This window comes from Bradyrhizobium sp. USDA 4451, assembly GCF_054822585.1.
Window position 1 is genome coordinate 7,461,589 of sequence record NZ_JBTRCH010000001.1, and the last position, 16,926, is coordinate 7,478,514.

The following is a 16,926-nucleotide window of genomic DNA, read 5'->3' on the forward strand; positions in this document are numbered from 1 at the left end:
CAGCGGGGGGGCGAGGGCAACAGCTTTCCGCTCATCGAGTAGCGGCAGCCCATATGCCCAAAAAGTCGTCTTTGCGACAGGTTGCCGCACCGGATAGAAGGTGCCCCGTGGAAGCAAGCAACGAAAAGTCAGGGAGACAAACTCGATGAAATCGCTCTTGGCCGCAGCGGCGGCCGGCTTCGCGCTCGCGGTCTCCGGCACCGCAGCCAACGCCCAGATCTCCGACGACGTCGTCAAGCTCGGCGTGCTCACCGACATGTCGAGCCTCTATGCCGACGCCACCGGCAAGGGCTCGGTCGCCGCGGTCGAGATGGCGGTCGCCGATTACGGCGGCAAGGTCAAGGGCAAGCCGATCCAGGTCGCGGTGGCCGACCACCAGAACAAGCCCGACGTCGGCGTCAGCATCGCGCGCAACTGGTACGACAACGACAAGGTCGATGCGATCCTCGACGTGCCGACCTCATCGGTCGCGCTGCCGATCTCGGCGCTGACGCGCGAGAAGAACAAGATCCACATCAATTCCGGCGGCGGCTCCTCCGACATCACCGGCACCGCATGCTCGCCCAACACCGTGCACTGGACCTACGACACCTATGCGCTGTCGAACGTCGCAGGCAAGGCGATGGTCAAGCGCGGCGAGGACACCTGGTTCTTCGTCACCGCCGACTATGCCTTCGGCATGGCGCTGGAGCGCGATGCCGCCAACGTCGTCAAGGAGAGCGGCGGCAAGGTGCTCGGCGACGTGCGCCATCCGCTCAACTCGTCGGACTTCTCGTCCTTCCTGCTGCAGGCGCAGGCCTCCAAGGCCAAGGTCGTGGCGCTGGCCAATGCCGGCGGCGACACCACCACCGCGCTGAAGCAGGCCGCCGAGTTCGGCCTGGCGCAGGGCGGCCAGAAGCTGATCGCGCTGCTGATGGAAATCACCGACACCCACGCACTGGGCCTGAAGGCGACGCAGGGCCTGATCGTCACCGACGCCTTCTACTGGGACATGAACGACGAGACCCGCGCCTTCTCGAAGCGCTTCAACGAGAAGGTCGGCCACATGCCGACCATGATCCAGGCCGGCCTCTATTCGGCGACCATGCATTACCTGAAGGCGATCGAAGCGATCGGCACCGACGAGGCGCCGAAGGTGATGGAGCAGATGCGCAAGACGCCGATCAACGACTTCTTCGCCAAGAACGGCCATATCCGGATCGACGGCCGCATGGTGCACGACATGTACCTGTTCGAAACCAAGAAGCCCGAGGAATCCAAGGGCGAGTGGGACCTCTACAAGCTGATCGCCACCGTGCCCGGCGACGAAGCCTTCCGCCCGCTCGACAAGGGCGGCTGCCCGCTGGTGAAGTCGAACTGACGCGCGCGCCGCTGCGCTCCCTCTCCCCGTTCTTACCGGGAGAGGGTTGGGGTGAGGGGCTGTCTCCGCGTACACGTCGATAGCCGCGCTCGCGGAGGCTCCCCCTCACCCGGAATGCATCTAACGATGCATTCCGACCTCTCCCCGCACGCGGGGCGAGGCTAGGCTGTGCCCGCGGCTCGATCCGGTGCAAGGTCCTCTGTTGTCCCAGGTGCTGCACCGTCGACGCATTCGATTGCGCACGGCGACCTCAAAAAATCGAGCTGGGAGGATCGATCGATCCGCATCCTCTTTCTTTTGGATCGCACTTCCCCTCAGTCATCCGCTTGTCAGGAGATTGAGACAAGAAGACAACAGCGTCAGCCCTGGTCGGTTCGGGCGCTCGTGGCATCAACCCGATGCCGGGCTGGATATGGAGACTTGGCCGTGAAGCATTTTTGTTCGCGACGCAAGATGCATGTTGGAGCGATGCTGCTCGGCGCGACCGCCCTGGCGATCCTGCTGCCGTCGATCGCGTCGGCGCAAACCGGCCCGGCACCTTCAGGCGCCAAACCGTTCCTGACCGTCGACGGCAAGCTGCCGCTGGTGATCGGGCATCGCGGCGTGCCGGGCCTGGTGCCCGAGGAGACCGAAGCCTCGTACGAGCTCGCCGCCGACCTCGGCACCGACTCGCTCGAAGAAGACCTGCATCTGACCAAGGACTGCGTGCTGGTGGCGCGCCACAATCCATGGCTCGGCGACAACACCAATGTCGCCGAAGTGGCGAAGACCAATGCGGACGTCGCCAAACGCAAACGCACGACGCCCGGCATCCCCGTCAAGGTGAAATGGGCGCAAACCCCGACCAGCGGCCCGGCTGAATATCCCACCGACCTCCTCGATCCGGCCGATCCGAAGTCGGTGGTGAAGGCGCTGATCGTCGACGGCGACGATCACACCAACGACTGGTCGATCACCGATTTCACCATGGCCGAGCTGAGAACCTGGATCGCCGGCACCACCTATGATGCAGCCAACGAGCGGCCGAAACTGTTCAACGGCAAGTTTCCGATCATCAGCTTCCAGGACATCATCGACATCGCCAAGGCCAAGAGCAAGGCGACCGGACGTTCGATCTCGGTCTATCCGGAAACCAAGAACCCGACCTGGAACAATGCCCAGGCGATCGCCAATGGCTGCGGCGCGCCCGGCAGCCGTCCGCTCGAGGACGCCCTGATCAAGATCATCAAGGAGAACGGCCTCAATTCAAAGGACGCGCCGATCATCGTGCAGAGCTTCGAGCCCGGCAGCCTGAAATACATGCGCAGCCACGGACTGGAAACACGGCAGGTCCAGCTGATCGACGGCAACGGCGTCGACTTCAGGACGGGTAAGGTGCTGCTCAACAATATCGCCAATTCCCGCCCCTACGACTGGACGGTTGCGGGCGACAGCCGCACCTTCGATACGATGCTGACGCCGGAAGGCCTCGCCGAGATCAAGACCTATGCCGACGGCATCGGTCCGTGGAAGGCCTATATCGTGCCGTACAAGATCTCGCCCTGGACGGACGAGAGCGCCGACGGCAAGCCGACCAAGGGTTCGACGGCGGACGCCAGGACGCAGGACGCAACCAGCGTGATCGCCGACGCGCACAGGCTCGGCCTGTTCGTGCATGTCTTCACGTTCCGCAACGAGAAGAAATATCTCGCCGCCGACTACCACGGCGATCCGGCCCTTGAATATCTGAAGTTCTTCCGTCTCGGCGTCGACGGGGTGTTCACGGATTTCACCCACACCGGCGTCGCCGCCCGCGCGGCTTACCTGCGCGAGCTCGGCCGGTGAAGCCTGCGCAACAAAAGCGCGCCCGGCATCACCGGGCGCGCTTGTCTTTCACGTCATGCGCTATGCGTCAGTCGGTCGAGTACTTGAACTCGGGCATCGCCTTCAGCTCATCCTTGGTCGCGCTGAACACCGCGTGATCCGGATACCAGGGATTCGGCTTCGAGGACGATGCCGCAGGGGCCGCGCCCGTTGTGGTCGTCGACTTGTTCGTGCTGCCGGTGTTCGCAGCACCGGTATAGGCGACCGGCTCGTTGACGAACTTCACCTTGTCGATCGGCACCGCGACCAGGTGCTCGCCGACACCCAGGAAACCGCCGACGCCGATCACGACCGCCTTAATGGCACCGCCCTTGTCCATCAGGAGATCATTGATCGAGCCGACGCTCTCGTTGCTGTCGTTGTAGACGCTAAGGCCGACGACCTTCGACGCGCGCCAGTCGCCCTTGTAGGTGTTCGGCGAGGTGGCCGCCGTCGATGCCGGCGGTGACATCTTGTTGTCGGTCTTGTCGGCGGGCGTTTGCGCGACCGCGACGGTCGCAAGCAAAGCCGAGCCGGCAACGCCGGCGATGATTGATTTGATCAACATGGTTGCGCTCTCCTCAGTTCGCACAATCGATGCTGGGAGAACCCGTGATGTCAGCGACCGTTCCTATTGCGCCTGCGCTCAAAAGCCGCTCCGGTATGACGGAACACGGACACGGTGCAGCATGCACCGGCAACTTTTCGAGAGACGGGACGTTGCAGTGCTTGACGAAAGCGATCGCCGCATCTCAACTAGGCTGCGGTTGAGCCTCACGACTGCGCCGGACGCGCAGTCCCTGATGTGACGATGTTTGGCTCACTAAGTCGTCCCGGCGAACCGCGCGGTATTCACGCGCGCCCGAGCGGGCATCAGCGATCGACATCCGTCGATCCCGCGCGCGCCGGTCGCCGTGCGATCAGAAGCCGCCCCAATAGGGCGGCACGCCATAGAAGCGATGCAGCTCGACTTCCTGCGAGCGATCGCCCCAGTCGAAATCCTTGTCGGCGCGAAACGACGGCGCCCGCTTCAACTCGTCATCCTCGATGTCGAGTTCATAGGCCTCAAACTTCGGGTTATAGTGCAACCGGCCCCACGGCAGCGGAATCAGGTTGGTTCCGATCCCGAGGAAACCGCCGAAGCTCAGCACCGCGTATGACACCTTGCCCGAGATCTTGTCGATCATCAGCCGCTCGATGTGGCCGATCATGTCGCCATTGGCGCGGCGCACCGCGGTCCCCTCAACCCGGTCGCTTGCAATCAGCTGATGCGGCCTTGTCCTGACCTCGACAGCCATTTCACCCTCCTCAACCTGAGCCCTTATCTGAGCCCTTGCCCGAAACTTGGCCCGGACCATGGCCCGGACCTTGGCCTGAAAGAGAAATAACGCGTCGCCGGGCAAACGGGTTCCGGCCCCGATATGACAGCGAGCCTTGCCTTTTTCCGGCTGCCCTGGCCGTCACGCCTCCCGGTCCGAGCCGGTTGGAGTTCGGCCCGGATATCAACGCGTTAGCTTGATGACAGAACGCTAACTTTTCTCCCCGCCGGGGACCTGTTTAACTCGATCGGCTGGGCAAGACTTAGAAACACACTGAAACAAAATTCCTGAGCCGCTTTCCCCGAATCACGGACAAAAGATCGGTATGACCCAGGCTGCGCCCAATATCCTAGTCGTCGAGGACGATCGCGAGACGCGGTCCCTCATCGCAAAATATCTCCGCACCAATTCCTGCCACGTCACGACCGCCTCCGACGGCCGCGAGATGGCCAAGGCGATGACCGATCACCGCGTCGATCTGCTGGTGCTCGATGTCATGCTGCCCGGCGAGGACGGCCTCAGCCTGTGCCGCAAGGTGCGCGCGGAGTCGCAGACGCCGATCATCATGCTGACCGCGCGCGGTGAGGACGTCGACCGCATCCTCGGCCTCGAGATGGGCGCCGACGATTATTTGGCAAAGCCGTTCAACCCGCGCGAGCTGTTGGCGCGGATCAACGCGGTGCTGCGCCGGCAGGCCGCCGCGCGCAACGCCAGCGCGATCGAGGGCGCGACCACGCTGACTTTCCTCGGCTGGCGCATCGACATCCGCTTGCGCGAGCTGCGCAACCCCGACGGCGCGCGCGTCGCCATGACCAGCGCCGAGTTCGACCTGCTGCGGACCTTCTGCGAACGGCCCGGCCGCGTGCTGTCGCGCGACAGCCTGCTCGACCTGACGCAGGGCCGCAGCGCCGGCTCGTTCGAGCGTTCGATCGACGTGCTGGTCAGCCGTATCCGGCGCAAGATCGAGCCCGATCCGCAGGAAGCCACCATGATCAAGACGGTGCGTTCCGGCGGCTATGTGTTCACTCCGAGGGTGGAGGCGGTTGCCGCCACGAGCAACTGACCATGAAGCTGCTGCGCGTGCTGAGTCTGCGGGGGATCGGCGCCCAGATGGCGGCGCTGGTCGTCGTCTCGATCGTCGCGCTGCATCTGATCATCACCGCCACCTTCCTGATCCATCGCCCGGATCGGCCCGATGCGTCGGATCGCTGGCACACCCAACTCGCCGCCGCCGCGCAACTGCTCGGGCATGCTCCGGCATCGGAGCGGCCGCGGCTCCAGGCCGACATCGCCCGCGCATTCCCGCAGCTTGCGGTCGGCGACCTGCCGGCCGACGCCGGCGCGCTCGCCGAGACGGACGCGCCGAGCCTGCACGCGCTGCGCCGGCTCGGGGCCGGCTATCGCGTCTTCTCGCTGCCGCGCGAGGCGGGTTCTGCGCCGCATGACAGCGAGATCCGCCGCGTCGCGATCCGCCTGCCCGACGGCGCGATGTTCGCCGCCAACCTGATGCCGGATCAGCACATGCGGCCGTTCTGGGGCGGTCCGTGGATGATGACGGTGCTGTTCGCCGTCATCAGCGTCACCCTGCTCGGCCTGTGGGCGGCATGGGCGCTGACCGCGCCGCTGTCGTCGTTCGTCAAGGCGGCCGAGACCTTCAGCCTGAACGGCGCCGAAGCTCCGCTGCCCGAGCGCGGGCCAGAGGAGATCCGCTCGCTCGCCAAGGCGCTGAACCGGATGCGCGAGCGGATCACCGCATTGATCGACGACCGCACCAAGATGCTGGCCGCGATCAGCCACGATCTGCGCACGCCGATCACGCGGATGCGACTGCGCGCCGAATTCATCGAGGACGAGACCAATCGCCACCGCATGCTGCGCGACCTCGACCAGATGCGCTCGATGCTGGAATCGGTGCTGTCGTTCCTGCGCAACGACCGCAAGCTCGAGGAGATGACGCTGGTCGACATCGCGAGCACGCTGCACCTCGTCACCGACCAGTTCGTCGACATGGGACACAAGGTCAATTACGAGGGCCCGCAGCACGCGATGGCGACCGCGCGGCCCGCCGATTTGCATCGCTGCATCACCAATCTGGTGGACAATGCTGCGCGCTTCGGCGGCGAGGTGACCGTTCGCCTCGACGTCAGGCCCGACCGCCTCGTCGTCGACATCGAGGACGACGGCCCCGGCATCTCGGATGCGCACAAGTCGACCGTGATGGAGCCTTTCGTGCGCGGCGACCAGGCGCGCAACATGGACGAAGCCGAAGGCTTCGGCCTCGGCCTGTCGATCGCCAACGCCATCGTGCTCGCGCATGGCGGCACGCTGTCGCTGCACGATCGCACGCCGCACGGGCTGGTGGTCCGGATCGAATTGCCGGCGCATCAGCAACCGTTGCAGCCGCCGCAGCGAACCGCAGCCTGATCAGGCGAGGCGAGCAGCGTTCAGGCGGCGAGCGGCGTGAGTTGCGTGTGGTCGTAGATCGCGACCGCCTCGAAGCGGTAATTGCAGGCGCGACAATTCCACAGATAAGACGTGCGGCCTTCGCTGTGCTCGACCCAATCGGGGCGGGCGATCGGCTTGCCGCATTGCGCGCAGGGATTTTCGCGAGGCATATAGCCAATGTCCTGACGGACTGAATCTTGACGATTCATGGCGCATCTCCCGAATGTTGTTTCTTGCGTGCTCTGGAATGGACAGACGTGCTGACTCAACACGCGCGCTGCCTTGCCGAGAAGTGTAAACCTTCGTCGAGTCGTTTGCACGACAAACTGCTGTGGATAGCGTGCGGCATAACGCGATCGGGAAAATCGGAAGAAAAACAATTCTCGGCTGAGTCGATCGAAGCAGACAATTTGAAGCATCCGCCGCGCACGCGCGCCGTCCGCCTCGCCCACATCCGGACAATCACCGACGCAGATCGTCCGCTGATGCGAAGGTTTTGCCACATTCCTGCCCGTTCGCCGTACCAATGAGACCGCAGAACCGACGCGCGTTTGACCCACCCGAGCGTATCAGAGATGAAGACCGTTCAGACCTTCAGCCGCCTTGCCGTCAGCAGCCTTGCTGTCAGCAGCCTTGCCGCCGTTGCGTGGCTTGCGTCCTGCGCCGGCGCGAGTGCGCAATCGCGCGCGCAATACGAGGCGATGGTGGCGGCCGAGGCGCAGGCCAATCTGGTGCCGGAAGAGCTGGTCCATCGCGTCATCGTCCGCGAGAGCAAGTACCAGCCGCATTTGATCGGGCGCGGCGGCGCCATCGGCATGATGCAGATCAAGCTCGCGACCGCCCGCGGGGTCGGCTACACCGGTACCGCCGAAGGTCTGCGCGACGCCGCGACCAACCTCCGATACGGCGTCAGATACCTCGCCGGCGCCTATCGTGCCGCCAACGGCGATTTCGATCGAGCCGTGCGTTATTTCGCGGGCGGGTATTACTATGTCGCAAAGCGGCAGCGCGGCGGTCACCTCAAAGAGGCGATGCATGGCGCCGCCGGTGCACCGCCGAAGGAGCTCGCGAAGCAGGATCAGGTGACGGCCGATACCGCCGAGCCGAGGCCGGAACAGGCCGAAAAGTAAGCCTGTCGCGGCGCTGACGCGCTTGGCGCGGCTGCGGGCCCTCCCCGCGGCGAGATCACGCGTTCCTACGGCTGTAACCTCGTGTGAGGAGCTGCGGCACCACGGCGCGCCCGCTCGTGGCATACAAGTTGACACAGAGGCCCATCCGCCTACATTAGAGCCGTTCCGAGGGGTGCTCCGAAGGAGGAGCTGAGATACCGCAAGCTTGGGCGTCGCCGTCAGGCGATCAGTTCGGGACCGCGGTGACCCTTTGAACCTGATCCGGGTCATGCCGGCGAAGGGACAGGGATGTACCAGACGTCAAGACCGCGGGGGGATTCCCCCGTCTCCATCATCGGCGCAGGGATAGCCGGCGCCTGGCATGCGTTGTTGCTCGCAGCGGCCGGACGTGCCGTCACCCTGCATGAGCGCAGTGACGCTGGGATGACGGACTCCACAAGCCATTGGGCCGGCGGCATGCTGGCGCCGTGGTGCGAAGCGGAGGCCTCCGAGCCGGTGATCTCGCGGCTTGGCATCCGCTCGCTCGATTTGTGGCGCGACCATTTTCCGCAAACCGCGTTCAACGGCTCGCTGGTGGTGGCGCATCCGCGCGACCGCACCGATTTCGAGCGCTTCGCCCGCCTCACCACCGGCTACCGCAGGCTGGACGCGCAGGCCGTGAGTGCGCTCGAGCCGTCGCTCGAGGGCCGCTTCCGCGAGGGACTGTTCTATCCCGAGGAAGGCCATGTCGAGCCGCGCCGCGTGCTGCCGCAGCTCCATGCGGCGATCGCCAAGGCCGGCGGCACCATCAGGTTCGGCAGCGCCGTGGAAGCCGATGATCTCGACGGCCTCGTGATCGACTGCCGCGGGCTTGCCGCGCGCGACCGCGAGCCGAGCCTGCGCGGCGTCAAGGGCGAGATGATCATCATCGAGACGTCCGAGGTCGAGCTGTTGCGCCCGGTGCGGCTGATCCATCCGCGCTGGCCGCTCTACGTGATCCCGCGCGGCGACGGCCGCTTCATGCTGGGCGCGACCTCGATCGAGGCCGAGGATAACGGCGTCAGCGTGCGCTCGGCGCTGGAATTGCTCGGCGCCGCCTATGTGGTGCACCCGGCGTTCGGCGAGGCGCGCATCGTCGAATTCGGCGCCGGGCTCAGGCCCGCCTTCCCGGACAATCTGCCGAAAATCAGGATCGAGCAGGAACGCATCACGGTGAACGGACTCTACCGCCATGGCTTCCTGCTGGCGCCCGCGCTGGCCGAGCTGACGCTCGCCTATCTCGCGCGCGGCGAAATCGACAATGAGGTGATGCAATGCGTGTGATCGTCCAATGCGTGTAATTGTCAACGGCGAGCAGCGGGAGATCAACGCAGCCAGCGTCGACGCGCTCTTGGCCGAGCTCGACTACGAGGGCAGCCATTTCGCGATCGCGCTGAATTACGACGTGGTGCCGAAGAGCCGCTGGGCCGAGACGCGGCTTCAAGCCGGCGACGAGATCGAGATCATCACGCCGCGGCAGGGAGGGTGATGTGACGCGCAATCGCGCCCTTTACTCCGCCGTCATCGCCCGGCTTGACCGGGCGATCCAGTACGCCGCGGCTCCTCGGTTGACGGCAGGGCCTCTGGAATACTGGATCCCCGCATGCGCGGGGATGACGACCACATTTGAGGAGACGCCTCGAACATGGTGAACTTCTACGGCAAATCCTTCCCCTCCCGCTTGCTGATCGGCACGGCGCTGTATCCCTCGCCCGCGATCATGCAGAACGCGATCCGCGCGTCCGGCGCCAGCATCGTCACGGTGTCGCTGCGGCGCGAGGCCGCGGGCGGCAAGACCGGCGATGCGTTCTGGGCGCTGATCCGCGAGCTCGGCGTCACCGTGCTGCCGAACACCGCGGGCTGCCGCAGCGTGCGCGAAGCGGTAACGACTGCAAAGCTGGCGCGCGAATTGTTCGGCACGCCCTGGATCAAGCTCGAGGTGATCGCCGACAACGACACACTGCAGCCCGACGTGGTCGGCCTTGTCGAGGCCGCTACCATCCTGGTCAAGGACGGCTTTGAGGTGTTTCCCTACTGCACCGAAGATTTCTCGGTCGCCTCGCGCCTGGTCGAGGCCGGCTGCAAGGTGGTGATGCCGTGGGCCGCGCCGATCGGAAGTGCAAAAGGCATCACCAACCGCGATGCACTCAAACTGCTGCGCGATCGCCTGCCCGACATCACCCTGGTGGTCGACGCCGGGCTCGGCGCACCTTCGCACGCCGCCGAAGCGCTCGAGCTCGGCTATGACGCCGTGCTGCTCAACACCGCGATCGCAAAAGCCGACGATCCCGTGGCGATGGCCAACGCCTTCCGCCTCGGCGTCGAGGCCGGCCGCACCGCCTACGAAGCCGGGCTGATGCAAGCGCGCGACTTCGCCTCCCCCTCCACCCCTGTCGTTGGGACCCCGTTCTGGCATGCCGTATCCTGATCCATTCTATCCCGTCGTCGACAGCGTCCAATGGGTCGAGCGACTGACAAAACTCGGCGTCGGCACCATCCAGCTGCGCGCGAAAGAGCTCGACGATTCCGGGGCGTTGCAGATCGTCACCGACGCGCTCGTGGTGACCAGGGGCACGGGCACAAAACTCGTCGTCAACGACTACTGGCGCGCGGCGATCGTTGCCGGCGCCGAGCACCTGCATCTCGGCCAGGAAGACCTCGCGGCAGCCGACCTCGCCGAGATCCGCAAAGCCAAGCTCACGCTCGGTATCTCGACCCATGACGATGCCGAGCTCGCCACCGCGCTCGCCGCCAAGCCGGACTATGTCGCGCTCGGCCCGATCTTCTTCACGACGCTGAAATCGATGCGCTTCGCGCCGCAGGGCATTGCGAAGATCACCGAGTGGAAGAAACGGATCGGCGCCATTCCCCTTGTCGCGATCGGCGGCATCAAGTTCGAGCAATCAGCCGAGATCTTCGCCGCCGGCGCCTCGTCGATCGCCGTCGTCAGTGACGTCACCCAGAACGCGGACCCCGACGCGCGGGTGCGGCAATGGCTCGGCCTTAGCGCGGAGGCCGCGTGATGCACACTCTCGTTCCACACCCCCTGCCGTCATCGCCCGGCTTGACCGGGCGATCCAGCACGCCGCGGCTTCACCGTATCCCACCGCGGCCTCTGGAATACTGGATCCCCGCTTTCGCGGGGATGACAGCGGTTCTCAACTCGCGCGCAGCGCTGCCAACGAACTAACGGAGGATCCCTCATGAACATCCGCTCCAACCCCGACACCACCCGTCCCGCCGTCACCACAGGCGCGCTGCCCGCGTCGCGCAAGATCTTCGCGACGCCCGCAAGCGCGCCCGATCTCCGCGTGCCGCTGCGCGAGATCATCCTGTCGGAAGGCGCCGGCGAGCCGAACCTGCCGGTCTACGACACCTCGGGCCCCTACACCGATCCCGACGTCACGATCGACGTCAATGCCGGCCTGCCGCGCAATCGGCTCGCCTGGGTCAGGGAACGCGGCGGCGTCGAGGAATATCAGGGCCGCACCATCAAGCCGGAGGACAACGGCAATGTCGGCGCGGCCCACGCCGCCAAGGCGTTCACCGCGCACCACACGCCGCTGCGCGGCCTCGATGGCCACAAGATCACCCAGCTCGAATTCGCCCGCGCCGGCATCATCACCAAGGAGATGATCTACGTCGCCGAGCGCGAGAATCTCGGCCGCAAGCTTCAGCTCGAGCGCGCCGAGGCAGCATTGGCCGACGGCGAGAGCTTCGGCGCTGCGGTGCCGGCCTTCATCACCCCGGAATTCGTCCGCGACGAGATCGCGCGCGGCCGCGCCATCATCCCCTCCAACATCAACCATGCCGAGCTCGAGCCGATGATCATCGGCCGCAACTTCCTGACCAAGATCAACGCCAATATCGGCAACTCGGCGGTGACCTCGTCGGTCGAGGAAGAGGTCGACAAGATGGTGTGGGCGATCCGCTGGGGCGCCGACACCGTGATGGACCTCTCGACCGGGCGCAACATCCACACCACCCGCGAATGGATTTTGCGCAACTCGCCGGTGCCGATCGGCACCGTTCCGATCTATCAGGCGCTGGAGAAGTGCGACGGCGATCCCGTCAAGCTGACCTGGGAGCTCTACAAGGACACCCTGATCGAGCAGTGCGAACAGGGCGTCGACTATTTCACGATCCATGCCGGCGTCAGGCTGCCCTACATCCACCTCACCGCCAACCGTGTCACCGGCATCGTGTCGCGCGGCGGCTCGATCATGGCGAAGTGGTGCCTCGCGCATCACAAGGAGAGCTTCCTCTACACCCATTTCGACGAGATCTGCGACCTGATGCGCAAGTATGACGTCTCGTTCTCGCTCGGCGACGGCCTGCGCCCGGGCTCGATCGCCGACGCCAACGACCGCGCGCAATTCGCCGAGCTCGAGACGCTCGGCGAATTGACAAAAATCGCGTGGGACAAGGGCTGCCAGGTCATGATCGAGGGCCCCGGCCATGTGCCGATGCACAAGATCAAGATCAACATGGACAAGCAGCTCAAGGAGTGCGGCGAGGCGCCGTTCTACACCCTCGGGCCGCTGACGACCGACATCGCGCCGGGCTATGACCATATCACCTCGGGCATTGGTGCTGCGATGATCGGCTGGTTCGGCTGCGCGATGCTCTGCTACGTCACGCCGAAGGAGCATCTCGGGCTGCCCGACCGCAACGACGTCAAGGTCGGCGTCATCACCTACAAGATCGCGGCCCACGCGGCTGACCTCGCCAAGGGTCACCCCGCCGCCCAGCTCCGCGACGATGCGCTGTCCCGCGCCCGGTTCGACTTCCGCTGGCAGGACCAGTTCAACCTCGGCCTCGATCCCGAGACCGCGAAGAACTTCCACGACGAAACCCTGCCGAAGGAAGCCCACAAGGTCGCGCATTTCTGTTCGATGTGCGGCCCGAAATTCTGCTCGATGAAGATCACCCAGGACGTCCGCGACTACGCCGCGACGCTCAACGACCCGACTGGCGTCGGGACGTCGATGTCAGGCACCATCGAGGACGGTTTACCCGCCGAAGCCTTGGCGAAGGCGGGCATGGCGACGATGAGCGCCAAGTTCAAGGAGATGGGCGAGAACCTGTATCTCGACGCGGACAAGGTGAAGGAGAGCAATCGGGTGTTGTGAGGCTTCGACCTCACCGCTCGTCATGCCCGGGCCTGACCCGGGCATCCATCTGCGAATGAGAAGCCGGGCGAAAGCCCGGCTTTTTTGTCAATCGAGCCTGGATGCGAAGCGACATCCTGGATTCCTATTCGCCCCACGTACCACTGCAGCATGCAGGCCAAATGCTACCGCGCCTCATCTTGGAACGGTCGCAGACTACAATTCATGCGGTAAAGCTTCCAAGATCTAATCGTAAGAAACGAAAAGGCGAGAAACATCACGAATACAATCGCACCAACGACCTGATTTTCGTAAAGATAGCAAAGGAGCGCTATGCCGAGCGCAGCGAAGCAAGAGCCCACTTGGGATTGCACATAGTCTGCCTGCGTCGGCAAAGGCGTCGTTGGCCTAAGAATGTACTCCGAAAAGGCAAACTTCGAATTCAACCCATCCTGAAATTGCGAAGGCAACACGTCAATGAGCGCGACGTAAGCTGTCTGGAATTTGTAAGCTGACCAGAGGACCGCAATAGTCGTCGCAATTGCCAGAATCGGGACAACAATCATCTTGCTCCGCCTTGCTAACGCTCGTTAGCCGATTTTGGTGTCTCAGCTTCTGGCTGCGACGTCAGTCAGCGACCCGGTCAAGTTAAGCTTGGTGCTGGGCATTGCGACAGAGCTTACTGCGACCGAGTTGCATAAACCACTATGGTAGGCGGGCACGATGGGAGGGCTCTCTCCCCCCTTGCGGGGGAGAGTTGGAGAGAGGGGTACCACGGACGCCGGCGTATGCCCTTCTCCCTAGCCCGCCCCCGCAAGGGGAGGGAACCCATCTGCCGATGCTTCCCTTACGAACAATGACACTACGCAGACGCGCTAAGCGCTGTCTGCGCGCCGTGCCTCGCCCCCGTGCCAAACGAAATCTCCTGATACCCCTTCTCCGCCACGCCGTTGATGATCCCCAGAAACTTCGGCGTCCCTCCATTGTAGACGAAATACCGCACCGTCCCCTCTTCATGCCCGGCGACGTTGGAGTTGTAGCCGGTGAACCAGCCCTTCGCTTTACGCATCAGCATGATCTCGTACATCTTGACGACATGCGCGGTCCAACGCTGCTGCGCTTCGAGCGTGGCGTCGGCGCGGGTCAGGTCGCGGTCCCACATGTATTGCAGCAGGTTGGTGCACCAGTTGACGCCGTTCTCGATGCCGCGTGGGAAGTTCGTCGAAGCCGACGCGCTTTGCGGGCCGGTCGGCATCAACAGGTTCGGGAAGCCGTGCACGAGCATGCCGAGGAAGGTCGACGGCGCCTGCTTCCATTTGTCGGCGAGGCGCGCGCCGCCGATGCCTCGGATATCGATCAGGTCGTAGGCGCCGGTGATGGCGTCGAAGCCGGTGGCGTAGACGATGATGTCGGAGGCGTAGTCGCGCGCCGTGGTGCGCAGGCCTGTCTCAGTGACGCGGACCAGCGGCGTCTCGCTGAGGTCGACGAGATGGACGTTGTCGCGGTTGTAGGCCTCGAAATAGCGGGTCTCCAGCGGCAGGCGCTGCACGCCGAAGCCGTGATCCCGCGGGATCAGCTTCTCCGCGACCTTCGGATCGTTTACGCGCTGGCGGATGCGGCCTGCAATGTACTGAGACAATTCCGCATTGGCGGCTTCATCCATGAAAATCTCGCGGAAGTTCGCCAGCCAGATGCCGAAGCCGGGCTCGTCGTAGAGCTTGTCCCACAATGCCAGCCGCTCCTCGCGGCTCACCTCGTAGAAGCCGCGCTTGTCCGGGCCGTGGACGAAACTGCCCGGCGTCAGCGCACAGGCGGCGAAGATCTCGTCGTAGCGGGCGCGGATGTCGGCCATCTCTTCTTCCGAGATCGCGGAGTTGTTGAGCGGCGCGCTCCAGTTCGGCCGGCGCTGGAACACGGTAAGTTGGCCGACCTTGTCGGCGATCTCGCCGATCAGTTGAATGCCGGTGGCGCCGGTGCCGATCACGGCGACCTTCTTGCGGGCGAGATCGACCGGCTCGTGCGGCCAATAGTAAGTGTGGAACGAAAGTCCCTTGAAGTCCGCGATCCCGGGCAAGCGCGGCATGGTCGGCGCCGACAGCAGCCCGATCGCGAGCACCACGAAGCGGCAGGTCAGCTCGCGGCCGTCACTGATCCTCAATCGCCAGAGATCGCGGCCCTCGTCGAACTGCATGGTCTCGACCTTGCAGTTGAACTGCATGTGCTTGCGCAGATCGAACTTGTCGGCGACGTAGTTGAGGTAGCGCAGATTTTCGGGTTGGCCGGAGAAGCGCTCCTTCCAGTGCCACTCGTCGAGCAGCTCGCGCGAGAACGAGAAGCCGTAGGTGTAGCTCTCGGAGTCGAAACGGCAGCCGGGATAGCGGTTCCAGTACCAGGTGCCGCCGAGATCGGGCGCGGCTTCCAGCACGGTGGCGTCGATGCCGAGATCGGCGAGCCGCTTGATCTGGTAGATGCCGGCGACGCCGGCGCCGACCACGATCACCTCGTAATGGGTTTTCGCCTCTCCCGTCATGGCTTGCTCCAATAGTCTTCTTGATCTGTTTGAAGGGATTACAGACCGTTTTGCCGGATCAGGCAACCGCGGCGCGGCCCGCGCGACTTGCGTTGAGACGCTGCAAGCGCCACATCGATTCCTGCAAACGACACGCGCAATCCGGACGAGCAGCATGGACGACAATCTCACCGGCGTCTGGGACGGTAGCTATTTGCAGCCGAGCGGCATGGTCACGTTCCTGGCGACGCTGATCGACGCCGGCGGCGCGCTCGGCGGCAGCGTGACCGAGCCTTGCGTCGCGCCGGGCTGCCCGATCAGCACCCACAATGCTTCGCTGTCCGGTCACCGCTCCGGCAGCGCTGTCACGTTCGTCAAGCGCTACGAGCCGGCTGGTTACGGCTATGACACCGTCCACTATGAAGGCGCGGTGAATGCCGACGCGACCGAGATCGACGGTCGCTGGAGCATCCGCGGCACGGCGTTCTCGGGACGGTTCCTGATGGTGCGTGCGACCGGGCCGGCGCAGGCGGTGGCGACAGAAGACGAGATCAAGGAGCCGGTGCGCTAAAGCGCGATGAGATTTGGTTGAATCGTTATCGCGCTTTAGCTTCTCTGTTTGAGCATGATCTTTTCGGAAAACCGCTTCGCACTTTTCCGGATCATGCTTTGGCATCGCGGCAAGCTTGCAGGATCGATCATGCCCCAGCGCAGCGCCGGTCTCCTGATGTTTCGCCGCAGGCACGGCCTCGAGGTGCTGCTGGTGCATCCCGGCGGCCCGTTCTGGGCGAGGAAGGATGACGGCGCATGGTCCATCCCCAAGGGCCTCCATGAGGAAGGCGAAGATCCGCTGATCGCAGCGCAACGCGAATTCGAGGAGGAAACGGGACAGCGGCCGGTCGGCAGCTTCATCGCGCTTGGCAGCTTCAGGCAGCCCAGCGGCAAGCATGTCAGCGCCTGGGCCTTCGAAGGCGACTTTGACCTCGCGGCGTTCAGGAGCAACACCTTCAAAATGGAGTGGCCGCCACGGTCGGGCCGGCTGGCGGAGTTTCCCGAGGCGGATCGCGCCGGCTGGTTTGCGTTGAACGAGGCGTTCAGAAAAATCACCAGGGGGCAGCTTGCGCTGTTGCATAGCCTGGTCGAGAAGCTGGGTTTGCCGAAGGACGAGTTCGACTAAGCAAGGCCACTGGTA

General features: G+C 64.3%; 16 protein-coding genes and 1 riboswitch. Of the genes, 12 read left to right on the forward strand and 4 right to left on the reverse strand.

Annotated elements, in window-relative coordinates; all coding sequences use genetic code 11:
- Positions 1 to 145: 145 nt before the first annotated feature.
- Positions 146 to 1,360, forward strand: coding sequence for an ABC transporter substrate-binding protein (locus ACVMB0_RS34995; RefSeq protein WP_461349111.1), 1,215 nt, complete (start codon positions 146 to 148; stop codon positions 1,358 to 1,360).
- Positions 1,361 to 1,786: 426 nt separating this feature from the next.
- Positions 1,787 to 3,184, forward strand: a complete 1,398-nt coding sequence (locus tag ACVMB0_RS35000; protein ID WP_461349112.1) for a glycerophosphodiester phosphodiesterase family protein — start codon at positions 1,787 to 1,789, stop codon at positions 3,182 to 3,184.
- Positions 3,185 to 3,251: 67 nt separating this feature from the next.
- Here the strand turns inward: ACVMB0_RS35000 and ACVMB0_RS35005 are convergent, their stop codons facing one another.
- Both ACVMB0_RS35005 and ACVMB0_RS35010 read right to left on the reverse strand, forming a co-directional pair.
- Positions 3,252 to 3,770, reverse strand: a complete 519-nt coding sequence (locus ACVMB0_RS35005) for a PRC-barrel domain-containing protein (RefSeq protein ID WP_456753313.1) — start codon at positions 3,768 to 3,770, stop codon at positions 3,252 to 3,254.
- Positions 3,771 to 4,122: 352 nt separating this feature from the next.
- The gene (locus ACVMB0_RS35010; protein ID WP_021079972.1) at positions 4,123 to 4,500 is read right to left on the reverse strand and encodes a PRC-barrel domain-containing protein; all 378 of its coding nucleotides are present in this window, start codon (positions 4,498 to 4,500) and stop codon (positions 4,123 to 4,125) included.
- Positions 4,501 to 4,846: 346 nt separating this feature from the next.
- Here ACVMB0_RS35010 and ACVMB0_RS35015 point away from each other — a divergent pair, with 346 nt between their 5' ends.
- A complete protein-coding gene (locus ACVMB0_RS35015) occupies positions 4,847 to 5,584 on the forward strand; it encodes a response regulator (RefSeq protein WP_409902747.1) in 738 nt (245 codons plus the stop codon).
- A 2-nt stretch (positions 5,585 to 5,586) separates the two neighbouring features.
- Positions 5,587 to 6,945, forward strand: a complete 1,359-nt coding sequence (locus tag ACVMB0_RS35020) for an ATP-binding protein (protein WP_456753312.1) — start codon at positions 5,587 to 5,589, stop codon at positions 6,943 to 6,945.
- 20 nt (positions 6,946 to 6,965) lie between these two features.
- On the opposite strand, the gene ACVMB0_RS35025 is transcribed toward ACVMB0_RS35020, so the two are convergent.
- Complete coding sequence (locus ACVMB0_RS35025) at positions 6,966 to 7,175, reverse strand: hypothetical protein (RefSeq protein WP_456756473.1); 210 nt, start codon at positions 7,173 to 7,175, stop codon at positions 6,966 to 6,968.
- Between the two features lie 366 nt (positions 7,176 to 7,541).
- On the opposite strand from ACVMB0_RS35025, the gene ACVMB0_RS35030 reads away from it, so the two are divergent.
- From ACVMB0_RS35030 to thiC, 6 genes are all read left to right on the forward strand, one after another.
- Positions 7,542 to 8,096, forward strand: coding sequence for a transglycosylase SLT domain-containing protein (locus ACVMB0_RS35030; protein ID WP_456753311.1), 555 nt, complete (start codon positions 7,542 to 7,544; stop codon positions 8,094 to 8,096).
- 158 nt (positions 8,097 to 8,254) lie between these two features.
- Positions 8,255 to 8,397, forward strand: a riboswitch (TPP riboswitch).
- Positions 8,385 to 9,398: an FAD-dependent oxidoreductase gene (locus ACVMB0_RS35035; RefSeq protein WP_456753310.1), complete on the forward strand. Its 1,014-nt coding sequence runs from the start codon at positions 8,385 to 8,387 to the stop codon at positions 9,396 to 9,398. Its footprint overlaps the riboswitch before it by 13 nt.
- A gap of 7 nt (positions 9,399 to 9,405) precedes the next feature.
- Positions 9,406 to 9,603: a sulfur carrier protein ThiS gene (thiS, locus tag ACVMB0_RS35040; RefSeq protein ID WP_456753309.1), complete on the forward strand. Its 198-nt coding sequence runs from the start codon at positions 9,406 to 9,408 to the stop codon at positions 9,601 to 9,603.
- A 156-nt stretch (positions 9,604 to 9,759) separates the two neighbouring features.
- Positions 9,760 to 10,542, forward strand: a complete 783-nt coding sequence (locus ACVMB0_RS35045; RefSeq protein ID WP_461349113.1) for a thiazole synthase — start codon at positions 9,760 to 9,762, stop codon at positions 10,540 to 10,542.
- Complete coding sequence (thiE, locus tag ACVMB0_RS35050) at positions 10,529 to 11,137, forward strand: thiamine phosphate synthase (RefSeq protein ID WP_456753307.1); 609 nt, start codon at positions 10,529 to 10,531, stop codon at positions 11,135 to 11,137. Before ACVMB0_RS35045 ends, thiE begins: the two co-directional genes overlap by 14 nt.
- A 180-nt stretch (positions 11,138 to 11,317) precedes the next feature.
- Positions 11,318 to 13,246 (forward strand): phosphomethylpyrimidine synthase ThiC, encoded by a 1,929-nt coding sequence (gene thiC, locus ACVMB0_RS35055; protein ID WP_461349114.1) that lies wholly within the window; start codon positions 11,318 to 11,320, stop codon positions 13,244 to 13,246.
- Positions 13,247 to 14,087: 841 nt separating this feature from the next.
- Here thiC and ACVMB0_RS35060 read toward each other — a convergent pair.
- Positions 14,088 to 15,755, reverse strand: a complete 1,668-nt coding sequence (locus ACVMB0_RS35060; RefSeq protein WP_461349115.1) for a flavin-containing monooxygenase — start codon at positions 15,753 to 15,755, stop codon at positions 14,088 to 14,090.
- A gap of 154 nt (positions 15,756 to 15,909) precedes the next feature.
- On the opposite strand from ACVMB0_RS35060, the gene ACVMB0_RS35065 reads away from it, so the two are divergent.
- Complete coding sequence (locus ACVMB0_RS35065; RefSeq protein WP_461349116.1) at positions 15,910 to 16,305, forward strand: hypothetical protein; 396 nt, start codon at positions 15,910 to 15,912, stop codon at positions 16,303 to 16,305.
- A gap of 129 nt (positions 16,306 to 16,434) precedes the next feature.
- Positions 16,435 to 16,911: an NUDIX domain-containing protein gene (locus ACVMB0_RS35070; protein WP_461349117.1), complete on the forward strand. Its 477-nt coding sequence runs from the start codon at positions 16,435 to 16,437 to the stop codon at positions 16,909 to 16,911.
- Positions 16,912 to 16,926: the final 15 nt, after the last annotated feature.

Excerpts from the sequence above, each read along its gene's own strand:
- ACVMB0_RS34995 (WP_461349111.1), top strand. The coding sequence starts at position 146 with ATGAAATCGCTCTTGGCCGCAGCGGCGGCCGGCTTCGCGCTCGCGGTC.
- ACVMB0_RS35045 (WP_461349113.1), top strand. The coding sequence starts at position 9,760 with ATGGTGAACTTCTACGGCAAATCCTTCCCCTCCCGCTTGCTGATCGGC.
- ACVMB0_RS35005 (WP_456753313.1), bottom strand. The coding sequence starts at position 3,770 with ATGTTGATCAAATCAATCATCGCCGGCGTTGCCGGCTCGGCTTTGCTT.
- ACVMB0_RS35010 (WP_021079972.1), bottom strand. The coding sequence starts at position 4,500 with ATGGCTGTCGAGGTCAGGACAAGGCCGCATCAGCTGATTGCAAGCGAC.
- ACVMB0_RS35060 (WP_461349115.1), bottom strand. The coding sequence starts at position 15,755 with ATGACGGGAGAGGCGAAAACCCATTACGAGGTGATCGTGGTCGGCGCC.
- ACVMB0_RS35035 (WP_456753310.1), top strand. The coding sequence starts at position 8,385 with ATGTACCAGACGTCAAGACCGCGGGGGGATTCCCCCGTCTCCATCATC.
- ACVMB0_RS35030 (WP_456753311.1), top strand. The coding sequence starts at position 7,542 with ATGAAGACCGTTCAGACCTTCAGCCGCCTTGCCGTCAGCAGCCTTGCT.
- thiE (WP_456753307.1), top strand. The coding sequence starts at position 10,529 with ATGCCGTATCCTGATCCATTCTATCCCGTCGTCGACAGCGTCCAATGG.
- thiS (WP_456753309.1), top strand. The coding sequence starts at position 9,406 with ATGCGTGTAATTGTCAACGGCGAGCAGCGGGAGATCAACGCAGCCAGC.
- ACVMB0_RS35065 (WP_461349116.1), top strand. The coding sequence starts at position 15,910 with ATGGACGACAATCTCACCGGCGTCTGGGACGGTAGCTATTTGCAGCCG.
- ACVMB0_RS35015 (WP_409902747.1), top strand. The coding sequence starts at position 4,847 with ATGACCCAGGCTGCGCCCAATATCCTAGTCGTCGAGGACGATCGCGAG.
- thiC (WP_461349114.1), top strand. The coding sequence starts at position 11,318 with ATGAACATCCGCTCCAACCCCGACACCACCCGTCCCGCCGTCACCACA.
- ACVMB0_RS35020 (WP_456753312.1), top strand. The coding sequence starts at position 5,587 with ATGAAGCTGCTGCGCGTGCTGAGTCTGCGGGGGATCGGCGCCCAGATG.
- ACVMB0_RS35025 (WP_456756473.1), bottom strand. The coding sequence starts at position 7,175 with ATGAATCGTCAAGATTCAGTCCGTCAGGACATTGGCTATATGCCTCGC.
- ACVMB0_RS35070 (WP_461349117.1), top strand. The coding sequence starts at position 16,435 with ATGCCCCAGCGCAGCGCCGGTCTCCTGATGTTTCGCCGCAGGCACGGC.